Origin of the sequence: Hymenobacter sp. 5516J-16, assembly GCF_022919335.1 — a bacterium.
GTDB classification, from domain to species: domain Bacteria; phylum Bacteroidota; class Bacteroidia; order Cytophagales; family Hymenobacteraceae; genus Hymenobacter; species Hymenobacter sublimis.
On the sequence record NZ_CP095058.1, the window covers coordinates 549,146 to 572,841 of the forward strand.

General features: G+C 58.4%; 22 protein-coding genes, 1 tRNA gene and 4 pseudogenes. 15 read left to right on the forward strand and 12 right to left on the reverse strand.

What is annotated here, in order from left to right:
• Position 1 precedes the first annotated feature (1 nt).
• From MUN84_RS02685 to MUN84_RS02695, 3 genes are all read right to left on the reverse strand, one after another.
• On the reverse strand, positions 2-544 hold the full coding sequence (locus MUN84_RS02685; protein WP_244696536.1) for a hypothetical protein: 543 nt from the start codon (positions 542-544) through the stop codon (positions 2-4).
• 160 nt (positions 545-704) lie between these two features.
• The gene (locus tag MUN84_RS02690) at positions 705-1,019 is read right to left on the reverse strand and encodes a hypothetical protein (protein WP_244696537.1); all 315 of its coding nucleotides are present in this window, start codon (positions 1,017-1,019) and stop codon (positions 705-707) included.
• 134 nt (positions 1,020-1,153) lie between these two features.
• Positions 1,154-1,774, reverse strand: coding sequence for a chemotaxis protein CheB (locus MUN84_RS02695; RefSeq protein WP_244696538.1), 621 nt, complete (start codon positions 1,772-1,774; stop codon positions 1,154-1,156).
• Positions 1,775-2,122: 348 nt separating this feature from the next.
• Here MUN84_RS02695 and MUN84_RS02700 point away from each other — a divergent pair, with 348 nt between their 5' ends.
• Positions 2,123-2,857, forward strand: coding sequence for a DUF481 domain-containing protein (locus MUN84_RS02700; RefSeq protein ID WP_244696539.1), 735 nt, complete (start codon positions 2,123-2,125; stop codon positions 2,855-2,857).
• Positions 2,858-2,869: 12 nt separating this feature from the next.
• On the opposite strand, the gene MUN84_RS02705 is transcribed toward MUN84_RS02700, so the two are convergent.
• Entirely contained in the window at positions 2,870-3,721 is an 852-nt protein-coding gene (locus tag MUN84_RS02705) for a hypothetical protein (protein ID WP_244696540.1), read from the reverse strand.
• 283 nt (positions 3,722-4,004) lie between these two features.
• On the opposite strand from MUN84_RS02705, the gene MUN84_RS02710 reads away from it, so the two are divergent.
• The 4 genes and pseudogenes from MUN84_RS02710 to MUN84_RS02725 all read left to right on the forward strand — a co-directional run bounded on the left by MUN84_RS02710 (position 4,005) and on the right by MUN84_RS02725 (position 6,937).
• On the forward strand, positions 4,005-4,556 hold the full coding sequence (locus tag MUN84_RS02710) for an RNA polymerase sigma factor (RefSeq protein ID WP_244696541.1): 552 nt from the start codon (positions 4,005-4,007) through the stop codon (positions 4,554-4,556).
• A gap of 124 nt (positions 4,557-4,680) precedes the next feature.
• Positions 4,681-5,043, forward strand: coding sequence for a hypothetical protein (locus MUN84_RS02715; RefSeq protein WP_244696542.1), 363 nt, complete (start codon positions 4,681-4,683; stop codon positions 5,041-5,043).
• A gap of 34 nt (positions 5,044-5,077) precedes the next feature.
• Positions 5,078-5,875, forward strand: coding sequence for a hypothetical protein (locus MUN84_RS02720; protein WP_244696543.1), 798 nt, complete (start codon positions 5,078-5,080; stop codon positions 5,873-5,875).
• Positions 5,803-6,937, forward strand: a pseudogene (locus MUN84_RS02725) (aspartate aminotransferase family protein). Before MUN84_RS02720 ends, MUN84_RS02725 begins: the two are co-directional and overlap by 73 nt.
• A gap of 184 nt (positions 6,938-7,121) precedes the next feature.
• Here MUN84_RS02725 and MUN84_RS02730 read toward each other — a convergent pair.
• Complete coding sequence (locus MUN84_RS02730; protein WP_244696544.1) at positions 7,122-7,553, reverse strand: TerB family tellurite resistance protein; 432 nt, start codon at positions 7,551-7,553, stop codon at positions 7,122-7,124.
• A gap of 267 nt (positions 7,554-7,820) precedes the next feature.
• On the opposite strand from MUN84_RS02730, the pseudogene pfkA reads away from it, so the two are divergent.
• Positions 7,821-8,790, forward strand: a pseudogene (pfkA, locus tag MUN84_RS02735) (6-phosphofructokinase).
• 143 nt (positions 8,791-8,933) lie between these two features.
• Positions 8,934-9,587, forward strand: coding sequence for a hypothetical protein (locus MUN84_RS02740; RefSeq protein WP_244696546.1), 654 nt, complete (start codon positions 8,934-8,936; stop codon positions 9,585-9,587).
• A gap of 154 nt (positions 9,588-9,741) precedes the next feature.
• Here MUN84_RS02740 and miaA read toward each other — a convergent pair.
• The 4 genes and pseudogenes from miaA to MUN84_RS02760 all read right to left on the reverse strand — a co-directional run bounded on the left by miaA (position 9,742) and on the right by MUN84_RS02760 (position 11,885).
• A pseudogene (gene miaA, locus MUN84_RS02745) lies at positions 9,742-10,637 on the reverse strand (tRNA (adenosine(37)-N6)-dimethylallyltransferase MiaA).
• A gap of 119 nt (positions 10,638-10,756) precedes the next feature.
• Positions 10,757-11,245 (reverse strand): glycosyltransferase, encoded by a 489-nt coding sequence (locus MUN84_RS02750; protein WP_244696547.1) that lies wholly within the window; start codon positions 11,243-11,245, stop codon positions 10,757-10,759.
• A 35-nt stretch (positions 11,246-11,280) separates the two neighbouring features.
• Entirely contained in the window at positions 11,281-11,493 is a 213-nt protein-coding gene (locus tag MUN84_RS02755; RefSeq protein WP_244696548.1) for a hypothetical protein, read from the reverse strand.
• Complete coding sequence (locus tag MUN84_RS02760) at positions 11,469-11,885, reverse strand: glycosyltransferase (protein ID WP_244696549.1); 417 nt, start codon at positions 11,883-11,885, stop codon at positions 11,469-11,471. Before MUN84_RS02760 ends, MUN84_RS02755 begins: the two co-directional genes overlap by 25 nt.
• Before the next feature lie 108 nt (positions 11,886-11,993).
• On the opposite strand from MUN84_RS02760, the gene MUN84_RS02765 reads away from it, so the two are divergent.
• The 5 genes from MUN84_RS02765 (at position 11,994) to MUN84_RS02785 (ending at position 19,532) form a co-directional block, all read left to right on the forward strand.
• Complete coding sequence (locus tag MUN84_RS02765) at positions 11,994-16,070, forward strand: PAS domain S-box protein (RefSeq protein ID WP_244696550.1); 4,077 nt, start codon at positions 11,994-11,996, stop codon at positions 16,068-16,070.
• An 81-nt stretch (positions 16,071-16,151) separates the two neighbouring features.
• On the forward strand, positions 16,152-16,511 hold the full coding sequence (locus MUN84_RS02770; protein WP_317239090.1) for a response regulator: 360 nt from the start codon (positions 16,152-16,154) through the stop codon (positions 16,509-16,511).
• Between the two features lie 141 nt (positions 16,512-16,652).
• Complete coding sequence (locus tag MUN84_RS02775; RefSeq protein ID WP_244696551.1) at positions 16,653-17,426, forward strand: MBL fold metallo-hydrolase; 774 nt, start codon at positions 16,653-16,655, stop codon at positions 17,424-17,426.
• Positions 17,427-17,489: 63 nt separating this feature from the next.
• Entirely contained in the window at positions 17,490-17,933 is a 444-nt protein-coding gene (locus tag MUN84_RS02780) for a hypothetical protein (RefSeq protein ID WP_244696552.1), read from the forward strand.
• 15 nt (positions 17,934-17,948) lie between these two features.
• The gene (locus tag MUN84_RS02785; RefSeq protein ID WP_244696553.1) at positions 17,949-19,532 is read left to right on the forward strand and encodes an NFACT RNA binding domain-containing protein; all 1,584 of its coding nucleotides are present in this window, start codon (positions 17,949-17,951) and stop codon (positions 19,530-19,532) included.
• 214 nt (positions 19,533-19,746) lie between these two features.
• Here MUN84_RS02785 and MUN84_RS02790 read toward each other — a convergent pair.
• Positions 19,747-19,828, reverse strand: a tRNA-Leu gene (locus tag MUN84_RS02790).
• Between the two features lie 354 nt (positions 19,829-20,182).
• Positions 20,183-20,937, reverse strand: a pseudogene (locus MUN84_RS24375) (Dps family protein).
• Between the two features lie 275 nt (positions 20,938-21,212).
• Between MUN84_RS24375 and MUN84_RS02805 the strand changes: the two are divergent.
• Entirely contained in the window at positions 21,213-21,752 is a 540-nt protein-coding gene (locus MUN84_RS02805; protein WP_244696555.1) for an MOSC domain-containing protein, read from the forward strand.
• Positions 21,753-21,770: 18 nt separating this feature from the next.
• On the opposite strand, the gene MUN84_RS02810 is transcribed toward MUN84_RS02805, so the two are convergent.
• The gene (locus tag MUN84_RS02810; RefSeq protein ID WP_244696556.1) at positions 21,771-22,220 is read right to left on the reverse strand and encodes an OsmC family peroxiredoxin; all 450 of its coding nucleotides are present in this window, start codon (positions 22,218-22,220) and stop codon (positions 21,771-21,773) included.
• Between the two features lie 403 nt (positions 22,221-22,623).
• Between MUN84_RS02810 and MUN84_RS02815 the strand changes: the two genes are divergently transcribed.
• Both MUN84_RS02815 and MUN84_RS02820 read left to right on the forward strand, forming a co-directional pair.
• Positions 22,624-23,118, forward strand: a complete 495-nt coding sequence (locus MUN84_RS02815) for a hypothetical protein (RefSeq protein ID WP_244696557.1) — start codon at positions 22,624-22,626, stop codon at positions 23,116-23,118.
• A gap of 382 nt (positions 23,119-23,500) precedes the next feature.
• On the forward strand, positions 23,501-23,668 hold the full coding sequence (locus MUN84_RS02820) for a hypothetical protein (protein ID WP_244696558.1): 168 nt from the start codon (positions 23,501-23,503) through the stop codon (positions 23,666-23,668).
• The last annotated feature ends 28 nt before the right edge of the window (positions 23,669-23,696 follow it).

Here is a 23,696-nt window from a genome sequence, read left to right on the forward strand (position 1 = left end):
TCTAGTGTCGCAGGCTGGCCCACCGCTGGGGTAGTATGGCATCCAGGTACAGCCATTGATGCCGGTTAGAGAAGGTGTACTCCTGGTAGCAAGCCAAAAAGGCCTCCGTTTCGTGGTATATCTCCCGCAGCCCTTCGGCCGGGCCCTCGGCAGCCCGCTCGTAGTCGGCGGCCAGGCCGTAAATCCAGCCTACTTCCCGGTCCGACTCTACCAGCGTGCGTAAGCGGTAGACCGCTCGAATAACCCGGCCCAACGGCCAGGCGCCCGTTGCCAGCCGCTGCTGCAACCACCCCAACACCGGGCGCACCGAAAACGACTCGCCCTGACAAGCCCGCGCCAAGTAGGGAGCCACTTGCGCCTTGCCCGTGCGCAGGTAGCGGTATAATTTCAGAAAGAACTTATCCGGAGTACCCTCGCCCAACAGAACTTCATCAACCCACTCGCTTAAATCAGCCAGCGTTAGCAGCTCCAGCTGCAGGCCCAGCTGGGCGTAGAAGGCTGCTTCGGGCACGGCCAAGCCTTGAAATTCGGCGTCCAGGTGCATAACGATAGGGTGCCTCAGCAGAAGTAGCGCATCCTACTCCTACGCACCAAAAGCGGTTGGGTAGCTTAACAGCGGCCAGCTTTTAGCCTGCTACTACTCTAGAATCAGACCAGCAAGCTAAGCCGTTGCTACTCCAGAACAAGACCAGCAGGCTAAGCCGCTACGTGTTTTGCTCCGGCGCCCGGGCAGGAATGTCGGCGCTCAGAATTTCGTGCTTGAAGATGGAGCTTTTTATCAGGCGGGCCTGCTGGCCTACCTGATCAGCCTGCGTGAAAAACGTATCGGCAGTGGGTTGCTCCCCATTTTTGGCGAAGTACTTACCCAGGTGCTGCAACAACATCTTGCTTTCTTCTAGGCCGCGCATAGACTGGTAGAGCATACTTTCCACCGACTCCGACAGCTCCGAGAGTAAGGCGCTGATGGTGTAGGCGTGGCCAGTGTGGCAGCGGTACCGGATCAGGTTGCCTTCAATCAACTGGGTGAGGGCACCGTGGCAGTCTGGGCAAGTAAAGGGGGTTAGCTCACCCTGCTGAATGATGCCGAGCTCAAAAGCATTGTCATTTTTGGCAATGGAAAATTCTATTTCCAGCAGCTCCCGCGTGGCTTTGGCTACGCGGGGGTAGCACTTGCGGGCTCCGCAGTCAGGCGCACCAGCAGGGCCGAAAGCTCAGCTAGCGGCACCACATGGTCAGCCGTTACAAACTCCAGCGCATTCAGGGGCATGAAGGGAGCGGCGGCATCTTCCGGGGCCTGCACCACCGTCACTCCCCCCAGGCGCTGAATGCTCCACAGCCCGGAGGTGCCATCGTCGAGGTAGCCCGTGAGCACCACCCCAATCACGCGCGGACCGTAGCCATAAGCCGCCGAGCGAAACAGGGCATCAATGGAGGGCCGAAACCGGTTTTCCTTTGGGCCGCTTTTTACCAGCACTTTGTCTTGCTCTATGAGGAGGTGCTGGTCGGGTGGGGCCACGTAAATAACTCCGGGGCGCATCTGCTCCCCGTCGCGGGGGTGTTTGGCGGGCAGGGCCGACTCTCGGCTGAGCAGCTCCGGCAACAGGCTGGGGGCGTAGGGCGCAACGTGCTGCACCACAAAAATGGACGCCGGAAAGTCGTGGGGCAGGGTGCGTACCAGCTCAAGTAGCGCCTGGATGCCACCGGTGGAAGCCCCAATTACTACAATATCTCGAACCGGCGAAGTGGCGGAGTCGGCTTTTTTGGCAGAAGGCATTCAGTATGAAATATTTCTGGGCGAGAACTGAACCTCTATCTACCATCACCTACCAACTGCGTGCTTGAGGAGCCTTACTAAGCGGGAGAAGTTCCGGACAGGTTCTAACGTTTTACTACGCGAAATCTGCTGCTCAGTTTATGTTAAGCCCTTTCGGCGGGGGCAAGGGCCTACCCCACAGCCCGGCTCCGGGTGCCAAGAGTGCCCCAACTCCGCGGGCCAGGCTACCGCCCAAAAACCCAGCTGCTGCAGAAAGCCGCCCCGGTTATCTGCGTAGCACGCCTAGAAGCTGGGCCAGCGCCGTGTATACTTGCAGACACTTTGAGGAAACCATTTTCCTCCCTGAGTATGCGTCCTTCTTTTCTGCTAATTTCTGCGGGCCTACTGCTGACCCTTAGTGCTTCCGCGGCCCACGCCCAGCAACCCGACACCACCCTGATTCGCTACTCCGGGCAACTGGCCGGCCAGTACACTTCCGGCGGGGTCAACCGAACGCTCTTTTCTACTAATCACTCGGTTACGTTTCTGCGGGGGCTGCACTTTGGGGCTCCGGTTACGGGAAGCTTTATTTTCGGCAAGCAGGACCGGCTACTGAAGGAGCGGGAATGGCTGCTGAACACAACCCCTTACTACTGGAAAGGCCGGTTCCGCTTCTACGGCATCGGGGGCTACGAGCGGAGCAACCTGCGCGGCATTGATAACCGCTTTCAGGTGGGGGCCGGACCCGGCTGGGCCTTCTACTCCGATTCCCTGGGCCGGGAGGTGGCCGTCAGCAACCTGCTCATTCGGGAATCGACGTACTTTCAGGATGGCTCTACGCGCTTTGTTTCGCGCAATTCCACGCGCCTAAAAGTGGCGTATTCCTACCGCGTCTTCAGTCTGAACTCCATTACCTTCTACCAACCCAACCTCCAGAACTTTCAGGATTACCGCGTTACGCAACAGTCGACGCTGGCGCTACGCTTCACGCCCCGCTTCGCCATCAGCAGCACCTACTCCTACACCTTTGAGCGGCGCGTGCTGGAAGGCAAACCCACCGACAATACCAACGTGACGGTCGGCGTGACCTACAGTACCAAGTAGCGCGGCTACGGGCTACTTCTTACGCGGCTGAAATTGCCCTAAGTAAGCCAGGGCCGCCTGCTCCGTTCTGATTTCAGTGGCGGAGAGGTAGCTTAGGAAAGGATACAACTGCTGTTTGAACACGACCAAATCGGGGTGGCGACCGTGCAGGATTTCGAGTTGGGTAATGGCCCCCTTTGTGAGTAGCTGGCGGGCGTACGTGCGCGGCACCTGCTGCTCGGTTAGCCAAGTAGCCAGGCCGGTGGCCACTATTGGGTCGGGGGTAGTGAGCCCCGCCACTAGTTCAGGCATGAGGCGGGCCCACTCTGCAGTGGTAGGCGGGTGGTAGCGGTAGTAGCCGCGCAGCAGTTGCATCACTTGAACGCCGGCACTAGCATCGCGCAGAAACGGGAGTAGCTGCTGGGCCTGAACCGCAGATTGCAGCCGGCTGGCAGCCTGGGCCACGGCTTTTTCGCGCACGGTGTCAGTAGTAGCATAACAGAGGGCAGCCACGGCCTGCTCAAAGGTGAGGCCGACTTGGCGCTGCAGTTGCTGCAGGGCGGCCTCGTAGCGGACCTGGTTTAGCCGGGGCGCTTTCCGGCGCAGGGCGCGCACCGCGGCGGTGTCTGGCATCCGGACCGCCGGTAGGCTTTTGAAAGCCACCTGAAACTCTGGCGTATGAAGCTGGCGCATTTGCCAAGCGGCATTCAACTGACTGATAACCTGGACATCAGCTTGCGTCTGGGCCCGGCACGGCGGCGTTGGTTGCGAGCGGAGCGTAACCAACATAATGGTCGGCAAAACGATAACCTTAGCATCGGGGTAGCCCAGGGGTCTGATGGCCGCCATGCAAACTGTTTCTTTGCGGCGGTTCAGCTCGTCCACAAAATCCGTGGTGGATGTGCCGGACGGCAAGCCCCATATCTCAACTTCCTCTGGCTTTATTTGCCCAACGGCGCGGGTAGTGCACGCGACAATACAACACAGAAACAGTATAACATGACGCTTCATAGTCTTTATCTATCTAATCTACCTATTTGAAAAACAGCTTCCTACCTCTTCTATCCACCGCCCGGCAGCAATATATTCCTTTCCTGCGTTAAACCTGCCGGCGCCTACTGCCTCTAACCTAGCAACTACCCCGCCCTAACCCGCTCCCCTGCGCCCCTTGGAAGACCAGGAGATACTACTCAAGTTTCGTGACCCGGCCTCCCGCAACGTGGCCTTCAACCAGCTGGTGCGCAAGTATCAGCAAAAGGTGTACTGGCACGTGCGCAAGATGGTAGTCGACCATGATGATGCCGATGATTTAACCCAGGATGTATTCATTAAGGTGTGGAACCACCTGGAGAATTTCCGGCAGGACGCCTCGCTTTATACCTGGATTTACCGCATTGCAACGAATGAGTGCCTTAGTTGGCTGCAAAGCAAACGCCGCCGGTTTTTCCTGCCCCTCCACGACGTAGGCGCCGAGCTAACCGCCAAGCTGGAGGCCGATGAGAGCCTGGCCGGCGACGAAGTGGAGCGCAGGCTCCAGAAAGCCATTCTGCGCCTACCCGACAAACAGCGGCTGGTGTTTAACCTGCGCTACTACGATGAAATGCCCTACGAGCAGATGGCCGAGGTAACTGGCACATCCGTAGGCGCGCTGAAGGCCTCGTACCACCACGCGGCCAAGAAAATTGAGCAGTACGTTAACCAGCAGTCACCCAACGATTAAACCCCCTGCCCCCGGGGCCTCTAACCTATATGAACACTCCTTTTCGTCTGGACGAACACCGGCGCCGGCCCCAGCCCCCGCTTTCGGCGCCCCGGACCGCTACTTTGAGCAACTGCCGCTACGGGTGATGCAGCGCGTGCAAGCGGCCGATCCGGCGGGCCCGCTTGCCTGGGGCTGGCTGGCCGCCCTAACCGGCCCCGTGCGCACCGCCCTGGCCTCTGGGGTAGTGCTGGGAGGCTTTGCAGCCTGCTTCTGGCTGAGTTCCGCGCCCTCTGCGCCCGTGGCCGCCACTGATTCTCTGGCCCGGGTGCCGCGCCACGAAATGGTGCAGTACCTACTGGCCAGCGACCAGCGCGTGTCCCTGACAGACTTGGCCGAGCTGCCCGCCGCTACCCCGGAAGTGCCCGCCGAGGAGTACTTGCACGCTTCCCCCGCCGAGGTGCAGGACGTGCTGGACGCGCAGCCCACCGAGGACATTTACCTCTAAGTCTTACCTTTTGCGCCTACTTCGCTTTTCTCCCATGAAATATTTTCTGCGTAGCGTTCTGGTGGTACTGGTACTGGCCGTGGCCTCTGCCACGGCCTTTGCCCAGGCCGGCCGGTCGGACCGGCTAAGCCAGCTGGAAAACGCCAAGATTGCCTACATCACCGATAAGATTGCCCTGACCCAAGACCAGGCCCAGAAGTTCTGGCCCGTCTATAACGACTTCAGTGACAAGCGCCGGGAGCTAAACCGCCGGCTGCGCCAGCTGCGCATTACGGCCCCCGATGCCCTCACCGACCAGCAAATCAAGGACAACCTAACCCAGGCCATGGACCTGCGCGAGCAGGAAGTGAAGCTGGAGAAAGACTACTTCACCAAATTTCAGAAGCTGCTCAGCATCCGGCAGGTAGGCAAGCTCTACATGGCCGAGCGCGACTTTACTCGCGAGGTCATTAAGCGCGTAGCCGACCGGCGCGGGGCCCGTACCCTCTCCCCGCCTCCCGCTCCGACGAGTAAACCCCCTTTCCTTCCTTTCCTTCGCGCGAAAAGCGGCTGCCCTGGCAGCCGCTTTTTTTGTGGCCACCGGCAGGGTTCAATGAAGTTCCCCCCAACACGTGGGGTAGTTCGTTGGCGAGGGGCTCCTTGGTCCGGTCGGCAAACTTCGGCCTCCGCCGTACCTTTGCGGCCCGCAGTTGTTTTCCTCGTATGCTTACTCCCCGCCAGCTATTCCTGCGCCACCAGGCCCAGACTTCCGATTTTCCTCTGCTACTCGAAATTGAGCGTGCCGAAGGTGTGTACATGTACGATGCCGCAGGCCAGCGCTACCTCGATTTAATTTCCGGTATTGGCGTCAGCAACGTGGGCCACCGCCACCCGCGCGTACTCCAGGCCATTCAGGATCAGCTCGATAAATACCTGCACCTGATGGTGTACGGAGAGGTAGTACAGGCCCCGCCGGCCCAGCTCGCCGAAGCCCTGCACCACACCCTGCCGGCCCACCTCGACAATGTGTACTTCACCAACTCCGGCACTGAGGCCGTAGAAGGCGCCCTAAAACTGGCCAAGCGCCATACCGGCCGCACGGGCTTGCTGTCCAGCTACAGCGCCTACCACGGCTCTACCCACGGGGCCCTGAGCATTACCGGCTCCGAAGGCTTCAAAAACGCCTTCCGTCCTCTGCTACCCGATGTGCGCCACTTCCGCCACAACAACTTCGAGGACCTCCAGTTAATCGACGAGCACACGGCCGCCGTGGTCATTGAAACGGTGCAGGGTGAGGCCGGCGTGCGGGTGCCCGCCCCCGGTTACCTGCCGGCCCTGCGCCAACGCTGCACTGAGGTTGGTGCCCTGCTTATTCTCGACGAGATTCAGTGCGGCTTTGGGCGTACCGGCACGTTCTGGGCCTTTGAGCAGTTCGGCATTGAGCCCGATATTTTGCTCACGGCCAAGGGCATGGGCGGCGGCATGCCCATTGGGGCCTTTATTTCTTCCCAGGAAATTATGGCCGGTTTTAAAACCAATCCTATTCTGGGCACTGCACCACATTTGGGGCCATCCGGTGTCGTGCGCAGCCTCCTTGGCTACGCTGCGGGTGATTCAGGAGGAGAACTTGCTGGCCGGCGTGGCCGAAAAGGCGGCCCGTTTCCGCCAGCAGCTGGTTCATCCGGCTATTCGGGAGGTGCGGGGTTGGGGGCTACTGATGGCGGTGGAATTTGACTCCTTCGAAGTGCTCAAGCCCATCATCGACCACGCCCTCTGGCAGGAGCGCATCCTCACCGACTGGTTCCTGTTCTGCGACAATTCCCTGCGCATCGCCCCACCGCTAACCATCACCAACGCCCAAATTGACGAGGCTTGCGCCGCGCTGCTACGCGCCATTGATGCAGTAGTGCAGTAACCCGCCGGCCAAACAAGGTACCATACGCATCTGGACAAATGCCGCAGATGCTAGCCCGAACAGAACCTCACCCCGGTTAAGCAGCGCAGCCCTTGGTATCCGTGATGGCACCAAGGGCTGCGCTGCTTAACCGGGGTAGCAAATGACCAGAACAACTGGCGCCTCGCTAGCTTTCTTTCTGTTCTTACTTAGTTCTCCAAAAACGCCTGCGTATCCTCCTTGATCTGCTCGCGGGGAAGCCATCTTTCACGCCTTGGGAGATTTTGCGCACCAGCACGGCTACTATGTCCTTGCGGAAGCCGAGTTTCTCAGCCATATCCACGCAGAAGTCCATTTCGGTATCGTCTACTACCCCATCGGCGAGCATCATGTCGACCAAGTCGAAAATCTGGTCGAACCGTTCGGAGTCATTCTCCGGAATAATGAGCCGCACGGCGCTGGCATTGCCCACAATGGAGCGTACCTCGTCGGCGCGCATGCCGTTTTTCTTGCCCACGGCTACAATGAAGCTCATTTCCCGCTCGTCAATATGCCCATCGGCCTTGGCCAGTGCCACCAGGTTCATGATGTGGCTTTTGACTTTCTTGGTCTGTTCATTTTCAAAAAAACCAAACATACGAACGGGGCATTAGGTAGAATGGGTGGGACAAGGCAGCCGAAAGCACAACGGCCCCGTAATCGGGGCCGGGCCATTGTACTAGTCAAGATAGCCAGTTGCGGCCCGTTGTGCAATAGCTCGCATACGCAGCCCGAGAAAAAATAGCCGTCCGTGGGGCCTATTTTATCTTTTACGGGGCTACAAGCTGTACATTCCCCGCGGATTTACCACCTTTGCCCGGCCCGGCTTTGTCGGGCTTTTGTTTGAGTACCGAACAGATTTATGATGAAACGCATTGCAGTTTTCACCAGCGGAGGCGACGCGCCCGGCATGAATGCGGCTATCCGCGCGGTGGTACGCACGGCCGTTTACCACGGCATTGAAGTTTACGGCATCATGCGCGGTTACAGCGGCATGATCAAGGGTGAGTTTGTTAAACTAGATTCCGCGTCCGTAGCCAACACTATCCAAAAGGGGGCACGATTTTAAAATCGGCGCGCAGCCAGAAATTTCTGACCAAGGAAGGCCGCCAGCAGGCCTTCGACCAGTTGGTTAACCATGGCATCGACGGCCTAGTAGCCATCGGGGCAACGGCACCTTCACCGGTGCTATGATTTTTGAGCAGGAGTTTGGCATTCCGACGGTGGGAGTTCCCGGCACCATCGATAACGACCTGTACGGCACCGACTATACCATTGGCTACGATACGGCCGTGAATACGGCCCTAGAGGCCATCGACAAAATCCGCGATACGGCCGACTCGCACGACCGCTGTTTTTTTGTGGAAGTGATGGGCCGCGACTCCGGCTACATTGCTATTCCGTGCGCCATCGGCGGTGGGGCCGAAATTGTGATGGTCCCGGAGACGCAAATGTCTACCGAAGCTGTAATTGATAGTCTTAAATCCAGCTGGCAGCGCTCCAAAACTTCCTTTCTGGTGGTAGTGGCCGAAGGGGAGGAAGAAGGCAACGTGCACAACGTGGCCCAGCAGGTGAAAGCAGCCATTCCGGAACTGGACACGCGCGTAACCATTATCGGCCACATCCAGCGCGGCGGCGCCCCGTCTGCCTCTGACCGCATGCTGGCCTCCCAAATTGGCATTGCGGCCGTAGAGGGCCTAACGAACGGTATGCGCAACGTCATGGCCGGCATCGTGGACCGCAAGCTCGTGTACACCCCCTTCGTAGATACCATCCACAAAAAGAAGATGATCAACCAGAGCTTCATGCGCATGGTAGAAATATTGAGCGTATAGGGTTAGGTAACTCCCCCTCCTGCTACAAAGCTAAAAGCGGCGTCCTTGTGCAACAGGGGCGCCGCTTTTAGCTTAATTTATTTCCTATATATTCACTCAATATTCACTCCTCTGGTATTCTTAACTCACTAAGCAAGTTAAACATGCATTACACCGCTATTCTCAGTGCGCTCGTACTTTCCACCACACTTCCGGCTTACTCTCAGGTGCCACTTGCGCCCGCACCGCATCGCGCCGGTTTACACCTAGCGGTGGGCTCGGCTGGCATAGGTACCGGCGATTATATGGCTCTAAAAGGACATATTGAGTATGCGCCCTTTTTTGGCCGGTATTTGGGTACCGGCACGCGCCTAGCTTTTGTCGGTGGCAGCCGCGAATCGTACGCGACGGTGTATGCACCGTATAATCTGAATGATCCGCGTACGGCTGGCAGCAGGGGTGTCACCGTTCCGTATGCCATGAGCTATGAAGCCGTGAACCTTGAGCAGGAAGTGTACCTCTACCCCTTTGGCAACAACAAACAGGTATTATTTGCCTTAGGTGGGGGCGGCTACGTTGGCTACTCCAACCGCTATGGCGCCCCGGCCACCCGTATTGTCGATTGGAATTCAGGAGCTCAGACGCTCACGCTCGACCACGAGCAGGGCTTGCATGCCGGCTACATGTTTTCCCTCAACCTGGATGTAAGCTTAGGTTCCACTTCGCAATGGCTGGTCGGCGGCAAAACATCCTTTCAAAACGACACATTTGGCAACTCCCTTGCCACCCTACAACTAAAAGTAGGCCGGCAGTTCTAAAGCAGACGGCGCTATTGCACAATGGCGCACCTGTTGCTTCAGTAACAAGCCCTTACTTCCAGCGCGGAGGTAAGGGCTTGTTACATTAGAAGGGGTAGCCATGCTGGTCAGCACGGATAGCCGCGCTCCGCTCCTCATGGCACAACTCACCATCTCACAAGTTCACCTCATCCGGATGAAACCACTGGTACTGCGGGTCGCGGCGGAGCCAGGTGAGTTGGCGTTTGGCATAGCGGCGGGAGTTGCGCTTGAGTAGGCGCACGGCCTCGGTATACTCGTAGTGCCCCTCGAAGTATTGGAATAGCTCTTGGTAGCCTACCGTTTGGAGGGCGTTGTGGTGGCGGTGGGGTAGAGACTTCTCGCCTCTTCCTCCAGGCCAGCGGCCAGCATCTGATCCATGCGCTGGTCGATGCGCTGGTAAAGCTCGTCCCGCTCCCGGGTGAGGGCTACTTTCACTACCCGAAATGGCCGGGAAGCGGCCGTGGCTCCGTGAAAAGAGCTAAAGGGCTGGCCCGTGGCCCGGCTAATTTCCAGGGCCCGCAGCACCCGTTGCGGATTCTGGCGGTCGATGCGGGCGTGGGTTACGGGGTCGAGGCGCTCAAGCTCCGCTACTAAGGGCTCCAAGCCGTGGGTACCCAACTCAACCCGCAGCTGCTCCCGGACGGCGGGCGGCGCGGCGGGCAGCTCATCCAGGCCCTCGGTTACGGCGTGCAAATACAAGCCCGAGCCGCCCGTCAGGATAATTACCCGGTGCCGCTGAAATAACTGCGCCAGCAGGGCCAGCACATCCTGCTCGAACCGGCCGGCGTTGTACTCCTCCATAATGCTGTGGGAGTTGATGAAGTGATGCAGCACGCCCTGCATCTCCTCGGGGGTAGGCTTGGCCGTGCCAATGTTCAGCTCCCGAAAAAACTGCCGCGAATCAGCCGACACGATTTCCGTTTGCAGCTGCTGGGCCAAGCGTACGCACAAGGCCGTTTTGCCGACGGCCGTTGGCCCCGTAACAACCAAAAGCGTGGGTTCAGTGGCAGCAGTAAGTTCGGCAAGCATGGCGGGGGTAGCAGGAAGGTGAGCCGGCAAAGATACGGGCGTACGGAGCTTGCGCGGGCCCTGCGCGCTGACTAAGCCAACAACATTACCGCAGCCAATACCAGGCTCGACTACCGCCCCTACCCTACTACTTCCCGGTACAAGGCCAGCAGCCGCGCTTCTTCGTGCTGCCAGCTAAGCTGAGCCCGCGCCTGCCGGCAATTGAGGGCTAGCTGGTGGTAATGGGCGGCATCACCGCCCGGCAGCAGGCGGTTAAGCGCCGCCGCCACCGTGGCCGGTTCCAGATCGGCAATTAGGTCGGCTACCTCGTACTGCTCGTTGAGGGCCCGGTACTCGGGAAAGTCAATAACCACCTGCGGGATGCCGGCGTGCAGGTAGTCAAAGAACTTGTTGGCCAGGGAGTAGTAGTAGCTCAGGCCCTGATTTTCGAGCAGCATCACGCCTACCGTGGCCTGCCGGGTTAGCTCCCGCAGCTGGGCTGGCAGCACGTAGCCCCGGAACTCTACCTGCCCACTTGCCAGCAGGCCCAAGTGGGCCGCCTGGGCCCGGAGGGCAGCTGATAAGTCGCCTTCGCCGCACACCACCAGCCGGCCGTGTACTTGCGGCATGGCAGTCAGCAGTTGTTCCAGGCCGCGGCCGGCATTTAGGGCACCCTGGTACAGGATAAAGCCGCCAGCCGGCGCGGCGGCTGGGGCTGGGGCAACTCTTCGTCCGTGAGGCGGCTGATGTTGCGGATTACCTCGAAGCGGCGGCCGTAGCGCTGCTCCAGCAGGGCCGCCAGGGCCGGGCCCACGGTGTAAGCCCGCGTGGCGTGCGGCACAATAAACTGCTCTACCCACCGCCACAGCCGCTGCACTCGGGGCGGGCTACTACCTCCGGCACCTCCGTAAACAGCTCGTGGGCATCGTAGAGAAACGGCTGGCGGGCTAGCCGGGTCCGCAGCCACACGGGCAGGGCTGTATCTAGGTCGATGGCGCACCAGGCGGCGGCTCGTTGGCCCAGCAGAAACAGCAGCAGCCGCACAGTAAACTCCAGGTAAAACAGCTTGCCCCGCGTAGCCCAGCAGCGCAGGCGGTGCTGCTGGTAGGGCTGCGGGGTAAGGGGCAAGGAACTTGGCCACTGCCGCCCTACCAGTAGCACGTGGTAGCCAGCCCGGGCCAGGGAACCACAGATGCGCTGCATCCGTTGGTCGTAATTTAAATCTGTGGTAACGGTGAAAACCAGGCGAAGCGGCGCAGGAGAGGGCAAGTTCCTAGTCGAGAAAGGGCGGTAGTTTCAGGAATTGTCGCCAATTTAAGAACTTCATCCGGTGCCTGGCCTTGCGCCAAGCCTGCTCCCGTGCATCCTCCTTCTTCCATGAACACACTTCAGAGTACATCGGCGGCAGCCTACCCCCAGGGCTCCGGCTTGTCAGCCGACGTGTATCGGGCTTTGTTTGAAGAGTCATTCGACAGCCTGCTGCTCTACGACTCAACGGGAACTTTGCTTGACTGCAACCAGCGGGCGGTCCAGTACCTGGGCACCACCCGGCCCATGCTGTTAGGCGCTGGCCCCATGGCATTTGCCCTCAGCCCGGAGTCCGCCGCCGACAACCATCTCACCTCGGAACTGCAGCTGCGGGAACTGGTGCTAAAGGTTATCCAAACGGGCCAAAAGACCTCCTCCCGCTGGAGCGGCCACCGGCCCGACGGCCAGCGGCTGGAAGCCTGGGCCACACTCAGCCGCTTGAGTGCCGGCGAAACCCTGCTGGTGTTGCTGACCCTGCGCGACATTGCGGCCTACGTGAACCCAACGGTGCAGGCCGCTACCGGCCTCAAGGACTCCGTAGTTTCGCAGCTGGCCGACTTTTCTCGCGGCCAGTTTCGGGACGTGCTCAGCCGGGCCGGCATGTGCTATTTGCTGCTCGATAAGGAAGCCCGCATTCAGGACGTTAACGAGTATTTCTGCGAGCTGACGGGCCGCCCGGCCCCTACCCTCTACGGCAAGGACTACTTTACTTTGTTTGCGCCGGTGGCCGAACAGGCCCCGCGCCGCTACGCCTTCCACCGGGCCATTGACGAAGAGGAGCTGCAGGATTTCACGGAACGCTCCTTGCTGACGATTTCCGGCCAGGGCCGCACCTTTTTCTGGCACTCTGAATTTGAGCGGGACGAACAGGGCGTTATCACCGGAATTCTGTTTGTAGGGCGGGATATTACCGACAAGCAGGTGGCCGTGCGCGCCCTCACCGACAACCGCAACCGCCTCCAGGACTTCCTCGACAATGCCCACGACCTGATTCAGAACCTGAGCATTGATAACCGGTTTCTGTTCGTGAATAAGGCCTGGAAGGAAAAGCTGGGCTACGAAGACGAGGACCTACCCCACCTGACCCTCTCGGATGTGGTGCACCCCTACTACAAGGCCAAGCTGCTTTACCAGCTGCGCAACCTGTACAAGGGCGAAAAGGTGAACAAGCTCGAAACGGTGTTCCTGACCAAATCGGGCAAGCCGATTCACCTGATCGGCTCCATCAGTTGCTCCTGGCAGGACAACGAGCCAGTAAGCACCCGCGCCATTCTGCACGACATCACGGACCGCATCAAGGCCGAGCGCCTGCAGAAGGTGTATTATAGCATTGCTAACCTGGCCATTAGCTCCAAAGACTTGCACTCTCTTTACGGGGCCATTCACCGGGAGCTAAGCAAGATCATCGAAACCAATAACTTCTACATTGCCCTCTGCGACGAGGCCCGCACCCAACTGCAGTTCGCCTACTTCGTGGATCAGAACGCCCAGGGCGGCGACCAAAGCATGATGGCCCGGCCCTTCTCCTCGGGCGTGTCGGAGTACATCATCCGGACGGGGCGGCCCCAGTACCTACTGCGCCAGGAGCTGCAGGACCTAATTCAGACAGGTACTATTACGGCCTACGGACTGATGCCCGAGGTCATGCTTTGCTCCCCTCTGAGCATTGGGGAGCGAATCATTGGCGTCATCGCCGTACAGGATTACCAGAAGGCCGATGCCTACGCGGCGGCCGATATTGAGATTCTGCACTTTATTTCCAACCAGGTGGCCCTGGCCATTGAGCGCAAGCGCAATGAGGTTCAGATTCAGAAGCAAAACGCCCGCCTGAACGCCATTTTCGAGAGCGGTTCCCACCTGATGTGGTCCGTGGATACGCACTCCCGCCTGGCTTCCTTTAACCGCAACTACGCCGCTTACTTCTTGCGCCGCAACGGCGTGTACCCGGCCCTGAACGTGAACCTCTGGCAGGCCGATGTGGCCCTGATGGAGGAAGACGCTCGCAAGGCCTTCATTGAGAATTACCGCAAGGCCTTCCAGGGTCATCCGCAGCGGTTTGAGGTACGCTTGCGCGATGCCCGGGGCCACGACACCTGGCGCGAAATCTACCTCAACCCTATCTACCTCGACGACGGCTCCTTTGAGGAAATATCGGGCATTGCCCACGACATTACCGAGACGAAACGCTCCCAGCTGGAGCTGGCCGCGCAAGAAGAGAAGTTCCGGGCCATTTTCGAGTCGTTCCAGGACGTGTACTACCGCACGGATGCCGACGGCATGCTCACGCTGCTCAGCCCCTCGGTGATGGACATGCTGGGCTATACCCCGGAGGAGGCCCTGGGTCACTACATCGGCGACTATTACACGTACCCGCAGCAGCGCGCTTCCCTGCTGGAAAGCGTGCGCCAGAATGGCGAGGCCCGCAACTTCGAAATTGCCATGCGCCACAAAGATGGCCATGCAGTGAGCGTGCTGGTGAATGCCCGCCAGGTAGGCAACGGAGAAGCAGCCGGCACGGAAGGCATTGCCCGCGACATCACGGAGATGAAGCAAATGCAGGACGACTTGCGCCGGGCCAAGGAGGCCGCAGAGCAGGCCCTGGAGGCCAAAACGCTGTTCCTGGCTAACATGAGCCACGAGCTACGCACGCCCATGAACGGCATCATTGGCATGATTGATTTGCTCCACCAGACCGTGTCATCGGAGGAGCAGGAGGAGTACGTGGATACCCTGCGTAAATCCTCCGATGCCCTGCTGGCTATTCTGAATGATATTCTGGACTTGTCGAAAATTCAGGCGGGCAAGCTGCAACTCAGCGAGTCCGGCATCGACTTGCACTACACCCTGGATAAGATTCACTCCTTGTTTGCCAACCGGGCCAACCAGAAGAATCTGAATTTTACGTACCACATCACGCCGCACACGCCGCGCTTTATTATCACGGACGAAACGCGGCTGCTGCAAATCCTGAGCAATCTTACCTCCAACGCCATCAAGTTTACGGCCGCCGGCACGGTGAGCATCATCGTGTCCTCGACCGTGACGGATGGGGAGGAGCATACCCTGCGCTTTGCCGTGCAGGACTCGGGCATTGGCATTTCGGAGGAAAACGAGAAGCTGCTGTTTACCAACTTCACCCAGCTCGACACGACCCCGACCAAAGCCTTTGGCGGCACGGGGCTGGGCCTGGCCATCAGCAAGCAGCTCGCCAGTCTGCTGGGCGGCGAAATCGGCATTTACTCCAACGTGGGCGATGGCTCGACTTTCTGGTTCACAATTCGCTGCCAGGTAGCCCACAACGAGGAGGAAATCGTGCAGGAGCGGCTCACGGCGCGGGAACGGCCCCAGGAAGTGGTGCGCTTTGAATCGGCCCCGCGGGTGCTGCTAGTCGATGATAACCCCATCAACCAGAAGGTAGCCACGCGCCTACTCGATAAGCTGGGCTGCGACATTGTGGTGGCCTCCGATGGTTTCGAGGCTATCAGCCAGGCCACGGCGCCCAAGGCTACCTACGATTTGATTTTCATGGACATCCAGATGCCGGAAATGGATGGGGTTACTGCCATGCAGGAAATCCGGCAGCGCCTGGGCAGTGCCTGCCCGCCCATTGTGGCCATGACGGCCTACTCCATGAAGGAAGACGCTGAGCGGTTTGTGCAACAGGGCATGGACGACTACGTCTCGAAGCCAGTGAAAAGCCAGGACCTGTACGCCGTATTGCGGCGCTGGACCACGGGCCGCGCCACGGCTACGGCCGTGCTGCCAGCCGAGGCGGACGCAACGACCACCGAGCCAGCCACTATTCCACCCATCGACCTGGAAATTGTGGAGCAGTTGCGGCAATTAGGCGGCGGCGAGTTTGCGGCTGAGCTCTACCAAGACTTCGAGCAGGAAGCCGAGCAGGTGCTCAGCGAAGCGGCTGAATTAGTAGGTGCCGGGCAGTACGAGCAGATTTTGCCACATTTGCACCAATTAAAAGGCACGGGCTTCACGTTGGGTATTCAGGAGATGGCAGAATGTGCCAAAGCATTAGAACATGAGTTGAAAAATGGCCGTACGGAAAATACACCGGCGGATTTTCAACGTCTGCTTGATTACTTTGCACAATTCAAGGCCGCCTACCCTGCGCTTACCCGGGCCTTGTAGCCAGCCACCTCGCTTTTCGCGCCTGGCGTTTGACAACATCCTCACAACCCCTCACCGAAGTATCCACTCTTTCTCCCTCTCATGGCCGACTCTAAAACTATCTTGATTGCCGAGGACAGTTCCGTTATCCTGAACCTGACCAAGAAAATTCTGGAACTCCAGAAGTATCGCATTGTCTCGGCCAAAAATGGCGGCGAAGTCATTAAGCAGGTGGAAAGTCAGCCCATTGACTGCGTGCTGATGGACATCAACATCCCTGTGAAGGACGGTATGGAATGCACCCGCGAAATCCGCCGCCACTCCGACCCGCGCATTGCCAAAATTCCGGTTATTGCCATTACCGGCAACGCCAACAACTACTCTATGGAGCAGTTCCGGGAGGCCGGCGTCACCGACTACCTGCCTAAGCCCTGGACTTTGATGCCCTCGTGCGTGTGGTGAAGCAGTACATCGGTTAATTAGTTGGGTCTTGGGGTCCTGGGGTCTTAGGGTCTTGGATGGTGCTTTTACTTACACTCACTTCTGTGTAGTGGCACATCATCCAAGACCCTAAGCCCCCAGGACCCCAAGACCCTATTTCTCATGGAAATCACCTTCCTTGGTACGGGCACGTCGCAGGGCGTGCCCGTCATTGGCTGCTCCTGCCTAGTGTGCCGGTCCGTGGACTACCGCGACAAGCGGCTGCGGGTGTCGGTGCATCTGCAGGTACAAGGCAAAAGCATCATCATCGATTCGGGCCCTGATTTCCGGCAGCAGGCCCTGCGGGAGCACATCAACCACCTGGATGCGCTGGTGTTCACCCATGAGCACAAGGACCACACGGGCGGCCTCGACGATATCCGGGCCTATAATTTCCGCCAGCAGCAGGACATGCCCCTGCACGCCGAGCCGCGGGTACTGGACCAGCTCCGGCGCGAGTATGCCTACATCTTCTCCGAGCACAAGTACCCCGGTATTCCGCAGGTTCAGATGCACCCCATCCTCAGCGACACGGAAAGCTTCTGGGTAGAAGGCGTAGAATTTCAACCAATTCGGGCGCTGCACTACAAGCTACCGGTGCTCGGGTTCCGGGTAGGCGGTTTCACCTACGTCACCGACGCCAACCACCTCGGGCCGGAGGCCCTGGAACGCATGCGTGGCTCCGAAGTCATTGTGCTGAACGCCCTGCGCCACGAGCAGCACATATCCCACTTCACCTTGCAGGAAGCCGTGGCTATTCTGGAAGACTTGGCTCCCAGCCGCGCCTACCTCACCCACATTAGCCACCAGCTGGGCCGCCACCGTGAAATTGAGGCCGAATTACCCAGCTTCATCAAGCTGGCGTATGACGGCCTGCGCGTGACAGTGCAGGTTTAGTTTATAATGTGGTGGATACCATCAACAGAAGACATCCTCGTATCGAAACTCGCGCCTGAGGATGTGCTACGCATTGTCGAAGCAAACACAGCCTGCTCTTCTACTTTTATCCCTCAAAAAGAGCTTTTCCGAGGTACAATTCAGGCCAATAGGTTTGCTATCTGGCGGCTCTCTATGTTCACTAATTGGGCAACGCGGCCGCAAGTTACCGGCTGGATCGAACCAAATCCATATGGTTCTGGCACTATGTTACTGCTTCGGCAGCGCGCAAGTCTGATAGCTTTTGGGTTTGGTAATATTTCTTCCTTTCTGATGGCAATGGGCGTTTCTGCCTTGTTATGGGAGCCAATGCTTGACGGTAAACTTCACTTGCTACAGCTATTACTTCCGTTTCTATTTCCACTCTGCATTATCTTGTTTACACTGCTGCCGTTCCGGCTTGCGGCGGCTGAAAATAGGCGTATTCTCACTCGCTTACTTTTTCTGCAGCAAGTGGTTGAATCGTAGCTTCCTACCTACTTCATGCACACCAACTATTACTTTCTGCGCCAACTTGCGCCGGCTCTTGCTCAACAATTGGCCGGTTACACGGTAGCAACGTGCTTTTCGCAGGAGAAGGATGAATTGGTGATTGGCCTGACAAATGGTGCGCAGGAATTCTGGCTAAAGGCACACCTGGCCGCGGCTGGCCCTATGCTGGCGATGCCCGAATCGTTTCACCGGGCCCGGCAGAACTCCGTGGACCTGCTACCAGAACTGCTAGGCCAGCAAGTAGCAGCGGTGGCCGCTTGGCCCAACGACCGGATGCTACAGCTAAGCTTTCAGAGTGGGGCCACTCTTTTGTTCAAGTTATACAGCACCCGACCCAACGCGGTATTCCGCCCTACCCCTGAGGCGCCCGCCGAATTATTTCATCAGCGCTACACCGCCGATGCGGAGTTACTACCGGTGGTCGATGCTGCGGCCCCTACCCCTCTCAGGCCTACTGAGCTGCCCGTCAATCCGCTTAAGGCCTACCCCAGCCTCAACGATGTGGCTTTGGCTTACCTGCGCACTCGCGGTTATGACCCCACCCCGCTAGAAACCAAGTGGCAGCTTGTACGCGAAACCGTGTTGGAGCTGGAAAACCCGGCGGCTTTCTACATCATTCGCCTGGACGGCCGCACGCGCCTGAGTTTGTTGCCTGTGGGCGAGGTAGAGTACACCCTGCCAGCAACTGACCCCATTGGGGCGCTACGCCGCTTCGTGCCGCTGCTGCTCAACCGCCGCGCCTACGAAGCCGAGTTACGGCAGCTGCGCCAGCAACTAGAAAAGCGCGCCGATGAAGCCGCTACCAGCGCCCAGCACGCCCGACGCCGCCTACACGCCCTGGAAAATACCGTGGGCTACCGCCAAACCGCCGACCTGATTATGGCCCACCTCACCCAGATTCCGGCCGGCGCCAAGCAGGTAGAAGTCGTTGATTTCTACCAGGATAACCAGCCGCGTACGATCAAGCTTAAGCCTACCGAAACGCCCCAGCGCACGGCCCAGAACCTCTACCGCAAAGCCAAAAATCAGCAGCTGGAAACCCGGGAGCTCAACGCCCGCGCCGAGCGCCGTGAAACGGAAGCCTTCTGGTGCTTGGAGCGTCTGGAAGAGTTAGCAGCCCTACCCGCTGGCGAGCTACGCACCTTGCGGCAGTGGCGCAAACAGCACGGCCTCGATCCAGCTTCGGCGGCCAAAGCAGCTCAAGAGCTGCCGTTTAAGGTATTCGAAGACAGCGGCTTTACCATTCTGGTAGGCCGCAATGCGCAAAACAATGACCTACTCACTCAGCGCTACGCCCACAAAGACGACCTATGGCTGCACGCCAAGGACGTCACGGGTTCCCACGTGGTAGTGCGGCAGCGGCCTGGCCACGCGGTGCCAGCGCCGGTGCTGGAACGTGCCGCCCAGCTGGCTGCCTGGTACTCGCGCCGCAAAAACGACTCCCTCTGCCCGGTCACGTACACGCCCAAGAAATTTGTACGCAAGCCCAAAGGCGCCATTGCCGGCCAAGTAGTAGTGGAACGCGAAAACGTACTGCTAGTAGTACCCGCCAATCCGTTTGAACGGGCAGAGTAAGTATGCAGGCAGATTTTTGGGTAGCAGCTTTTATGTATGCCAGCAACTGAAAGTACCTAACCTATTACTATGATAGCGCGGGGTGGCAAGCAGGAAGATCATTTCAAGTCAAGGGTTCTACGGGACCTGTCAGTAGTAAAACTCTCAGCTACGATGGCCGCCGCATAAAAGCCAACAGCCCCACTCCGGAAACCGGAGTGGGGCTGTTGTAGAGTGCGCGCGGGGAGATTCGAACTCCCACACCCGAAGGCACCACCCCCTCAAGATGGCGTGTCTACCAGTTTCACCACGTGCGCAGATAATGGTAAGCACTCTTTCACTAGCAAAAGCCGAAGCTTTCGGATTCACTGAGGCGGCGAATCGAGGACAAAAGTAGAGGGCTGAAGGCTAGGCTCCAAATCCGGTAGGCTATTTTTTCGGAAGCAAGCCTTGATTTAGCTTCTATTTTAGGGTTTCAGCCTCAGTGTCAGCCGAAAACAATTGCTAAGTTTTTCCAACTGATTTCAGCGGTTCTGTTTCACAGCTTGCTTCAACTCCCTACTCCTACTATTGCGTCTGTCTTCACAGTGCATAAGCCTTCCCAGACTATTGCACTTAAAAAAGGCTCCCGCGCGGGAGCCTTTTTTGAGTGCAATAGTAAGTGTAAGCGGCTACTCAGCGCGGGCCAGGGGCGTGTCTACTACGTGCTCCGAGACGAACCATACCTGCATTTCGTTGGTGCGCATCACATTGCTCACAATCAGGTCGTTGGTGCCGTCGTCGCCAGATTCGTCAGCGCGCTTAGCGAAGTCGTGACAGTTCTTGAGAATAATTTGGTGAGCTTCCAACAGGCGCGAAACCTGCACGGGAGCTTCTTCCCGGTCGCGCGGGGGCGCGGAATGCTCGTCACCTCGGCAATGTCAGCGGCCATGGCCACGGCTACGCCACCCAGAATCTGGATGCGCTCGGCAATCATGTCAATTAGAGCGTCTTGCTCCTCGTAATGCTTATCAAACAGCAGGTGCAACTGGTAGAAAGTAGGGCCTACTACCTGCCAGTGGTGCTTTTTGTACATGTCGCGGATGCTGCAAGTGTCGGCTAGCATCTGGTTCAGCATCTCCACGCTCTCCTGGCGGATGTTGGCATCCAGCCCGATGGGTAGGCGCTGCGACACCGTGCCATACTTCTGCAGAGGAGCAGGCGCGTTGAACTGCTGGTTCAGGATGGGCTGTACACTTGGGCCAGTCTGGCCGTTAGCAGCGCCATTATCTTTCGAAGAAGCAGCCTTTTTAGTAGCCGAAGCAGTAGGGGCAGCCGATGCGGCCGCAGCATTTTTGGCGGTGGTTTTGGCCATGATAGTTGCAGGAAAATAAAGTACGGAGAAGGGCGGGCAGCCAGTAGCGCACCGCCGTGTTACCATACGCATAAGTGCGGCGCAGGTTAGCGCGGCGGCTATATTTACCCCGAAGGCAGCACGTTTCTTACCTCGGGCTAGCTAGGCTCAGCGGTCAGGCCCCGGGCCTAGTTGGCCGGGTGGGCGGACGGTTGCGGTTGCCAGCGCCGGCGCAGAGAGTAACTTCGTAGTTGCGCTGAACCCCGCCCGGTCCGTCCTTTCCGGGTAGACTTCCGCTACCGTGTTCCATTAACGGCAACATGACCTGATGGGCCGTTCTTGACTGCTACTTGTAAACCAGCCTTGTTATGCCTTTTCCTTTTTTCGGCGACGATAAATCAACAATTGCGCAGATGCTGAACACCTTACCCCAAGTTGGGCGTCTGGAGTGGATTGGACTGCGGCCCGTGCGGCGCGAGCCAATGCTAGCGGTGGCCGAAGCTACGGCCGAAACCGACCGCCATTTGCACGGCGACCATGCCCGCCCCAAGCCCGGCGGCAAGCGCCAGGTAACCCTGATTCAGCATGAGCACCTAGCGGCGGTAGCGGGTTACCTGAGTCTGCCTGAGCCTGTTGACCCGGGCCGCCTGCGGCGCAACCTGGCCGTGAGCGGGCTGAACCTGCTGGCCCTGAAAAACCGGCGAATCCGCATCGGAGAAGAGGTAGTGCTGGAAATTACGGGCGAGTGTCACCCTTGCTCCCGCATGGAGGAAGAACTGGGTCCGGGCGGCTACAATGCCATGCGCGGCCACGGTGGTCTTACGGCCCGCATTGTGCAGGGAGGCCTTATGCGCGCCGGCGACATAGTGCGGATAGAGCCTACACCGCCAGCGGAGCCAGGCAGCTAATGGCGTAGCTTCCTGGCGCTAACTGGTGGTTGTCTGCTGTACCTCGCGCAGCTGAGCGGTGCAGCGGGTGTCAACGCGCAACACCTGCGAAACCGGGCAGTTTTGCCGGGCATCGTTCACCAGTTCTTGAAATCGGGCGGCAGGTAGGCGCGGCACCGATGCCTCTACCGTTATGTTTGATTCGCGGATGCACCCCTCTTGTAGCACTATTTCGCAGCGGGCATCAATGTATTCGACGCTAAAGCCGGCCGCTTGCAAGCCGAAAGCCAGCTTCATGGCGAAGCAGCCCGCATGAGCCGCAGCAATCAACTCCTCCGGGTTCGTGCCAATGCCCTCTTCAAAACGAGTATGGTAGCTGTAGCGACAGTTGTCAAGAATAGTGCTGCCGGTGGTAAGATGGCCCGTGCCATCGGTACCACGGCCGTGCCAGCGAGCAGTAGCTGTACGCTTAATGGGGGAAACAGCCATGATTATCTACTGAAAAAGCTAACTAATCAAATAATAATTTTGGGAACCTGACTTCGCTGCCATAGCGAATTGCAACAAGCAAAACAGTTGTCCGCTAATATAAATCCAAAATTCCCGGCATAATCTAAAAAAGGTAGCCCATTGCTCCCGAGTGCCTACCCTTGGTTGTTTAGGCCAACAAGCACACCAGCCGGAACCAATGGATACCCTGAGCTGCCCTAGATGCCTAGCTTTTTACTTCAAGCAAATCCTGACAAGAAAATTCTTTACCAGACAGCTGCTTTACTATTTTTGCACGTTTTTCAGTAGTAAAGCAATCCTTGTTATGCGTGATGAACCGATTAGCCCGTTGCCGCGGCTACGGGCGTGGTTTGGTCTGAGCCAAGCTGGTTTGGGCCGGTGTATGGAACTCAGCAAAGCCATGGTGTCGCAGGTGGAGCGCGGGGTGCGGAAGCTGCCCATGGCCGCCTCGTTGCCCCAGGCCGCGCTTACGCTGGCCCAGCAGGCCACTCCCGCCGAGCCAACGCCCGAGGCGGCTGATACCGTAGCTCTGCGCGAACACCTGCGCGCCTGTCAGCACCGCGCCGAGCAGATGGCTCTGGAACTGAGCCGGATGCCGGAACGCGCCGCCTGGGCCCGGCGCCGACTAGCCTCTCTACCAACCCTAACGGCCGTACTAGCTCCTGGTCGGGCCACTCCCCCGGTGTGGCTCAGCGAGTTTGCCGAGGAGGCCCGCACGGAGTTGGTCCGGAGCGGCAGCACGGCCCAGGCGTTGTTACAGGCCCGGCATGCGGCCTTTACGGCCGAGGCGGCCGAGGTAGCCCGGCTGCTTACTGCTCTTGAATCGAGCCAGCCAGCCAAAAGCACGTCGGCCCGGGGAAACTCCGCGGCTAGCTAATACGGACCATAAGTTCTTACTAACTCAGCAACGGGTCAACATACCCCTGCCCACCACGGGCAAGCTGCTGACGTCTTTCTGGCTTAACAAGTGTCGCATTACATAGTCCGGCGCGTATAAATTTGTGTTCTTTTTAGAAGGCTGTATTATTGATTTATAGGCCATAAAGCCTAGTTCGTCGAGCATACACCCAGTTTAAACCCGGAAAATTCGCTGATTAGTAAATCCACTTCTATCTTTGCCAACGTATATAGGGCAGCCTGATGTTCTCTGGTTTTCTAAGCCAGGTACTGTTCGGTGCCCGTCCTATACTTTAGTGCCTTGCGCCCACACATCGGTAGCAGGCCATTTCCAGTGTTGCGTATGTCTTACTTCATTGAGCATGAACTCGTGTGCCTCCACTCCCAACCTGGCGGCTACTGCTGTAGCGCTGTTATTGCTAGCTGATTTGCTACCAGCTCTGCCGGTTCGCTCCCACGGCCCGGGCGTATTTTCCACTTCTACCTACCATGTCACGGCGGTGTACCGTCACCGGCGTCACCGACCTTAGCTGCATCGAAATAGAAAAAGGCCCCGAT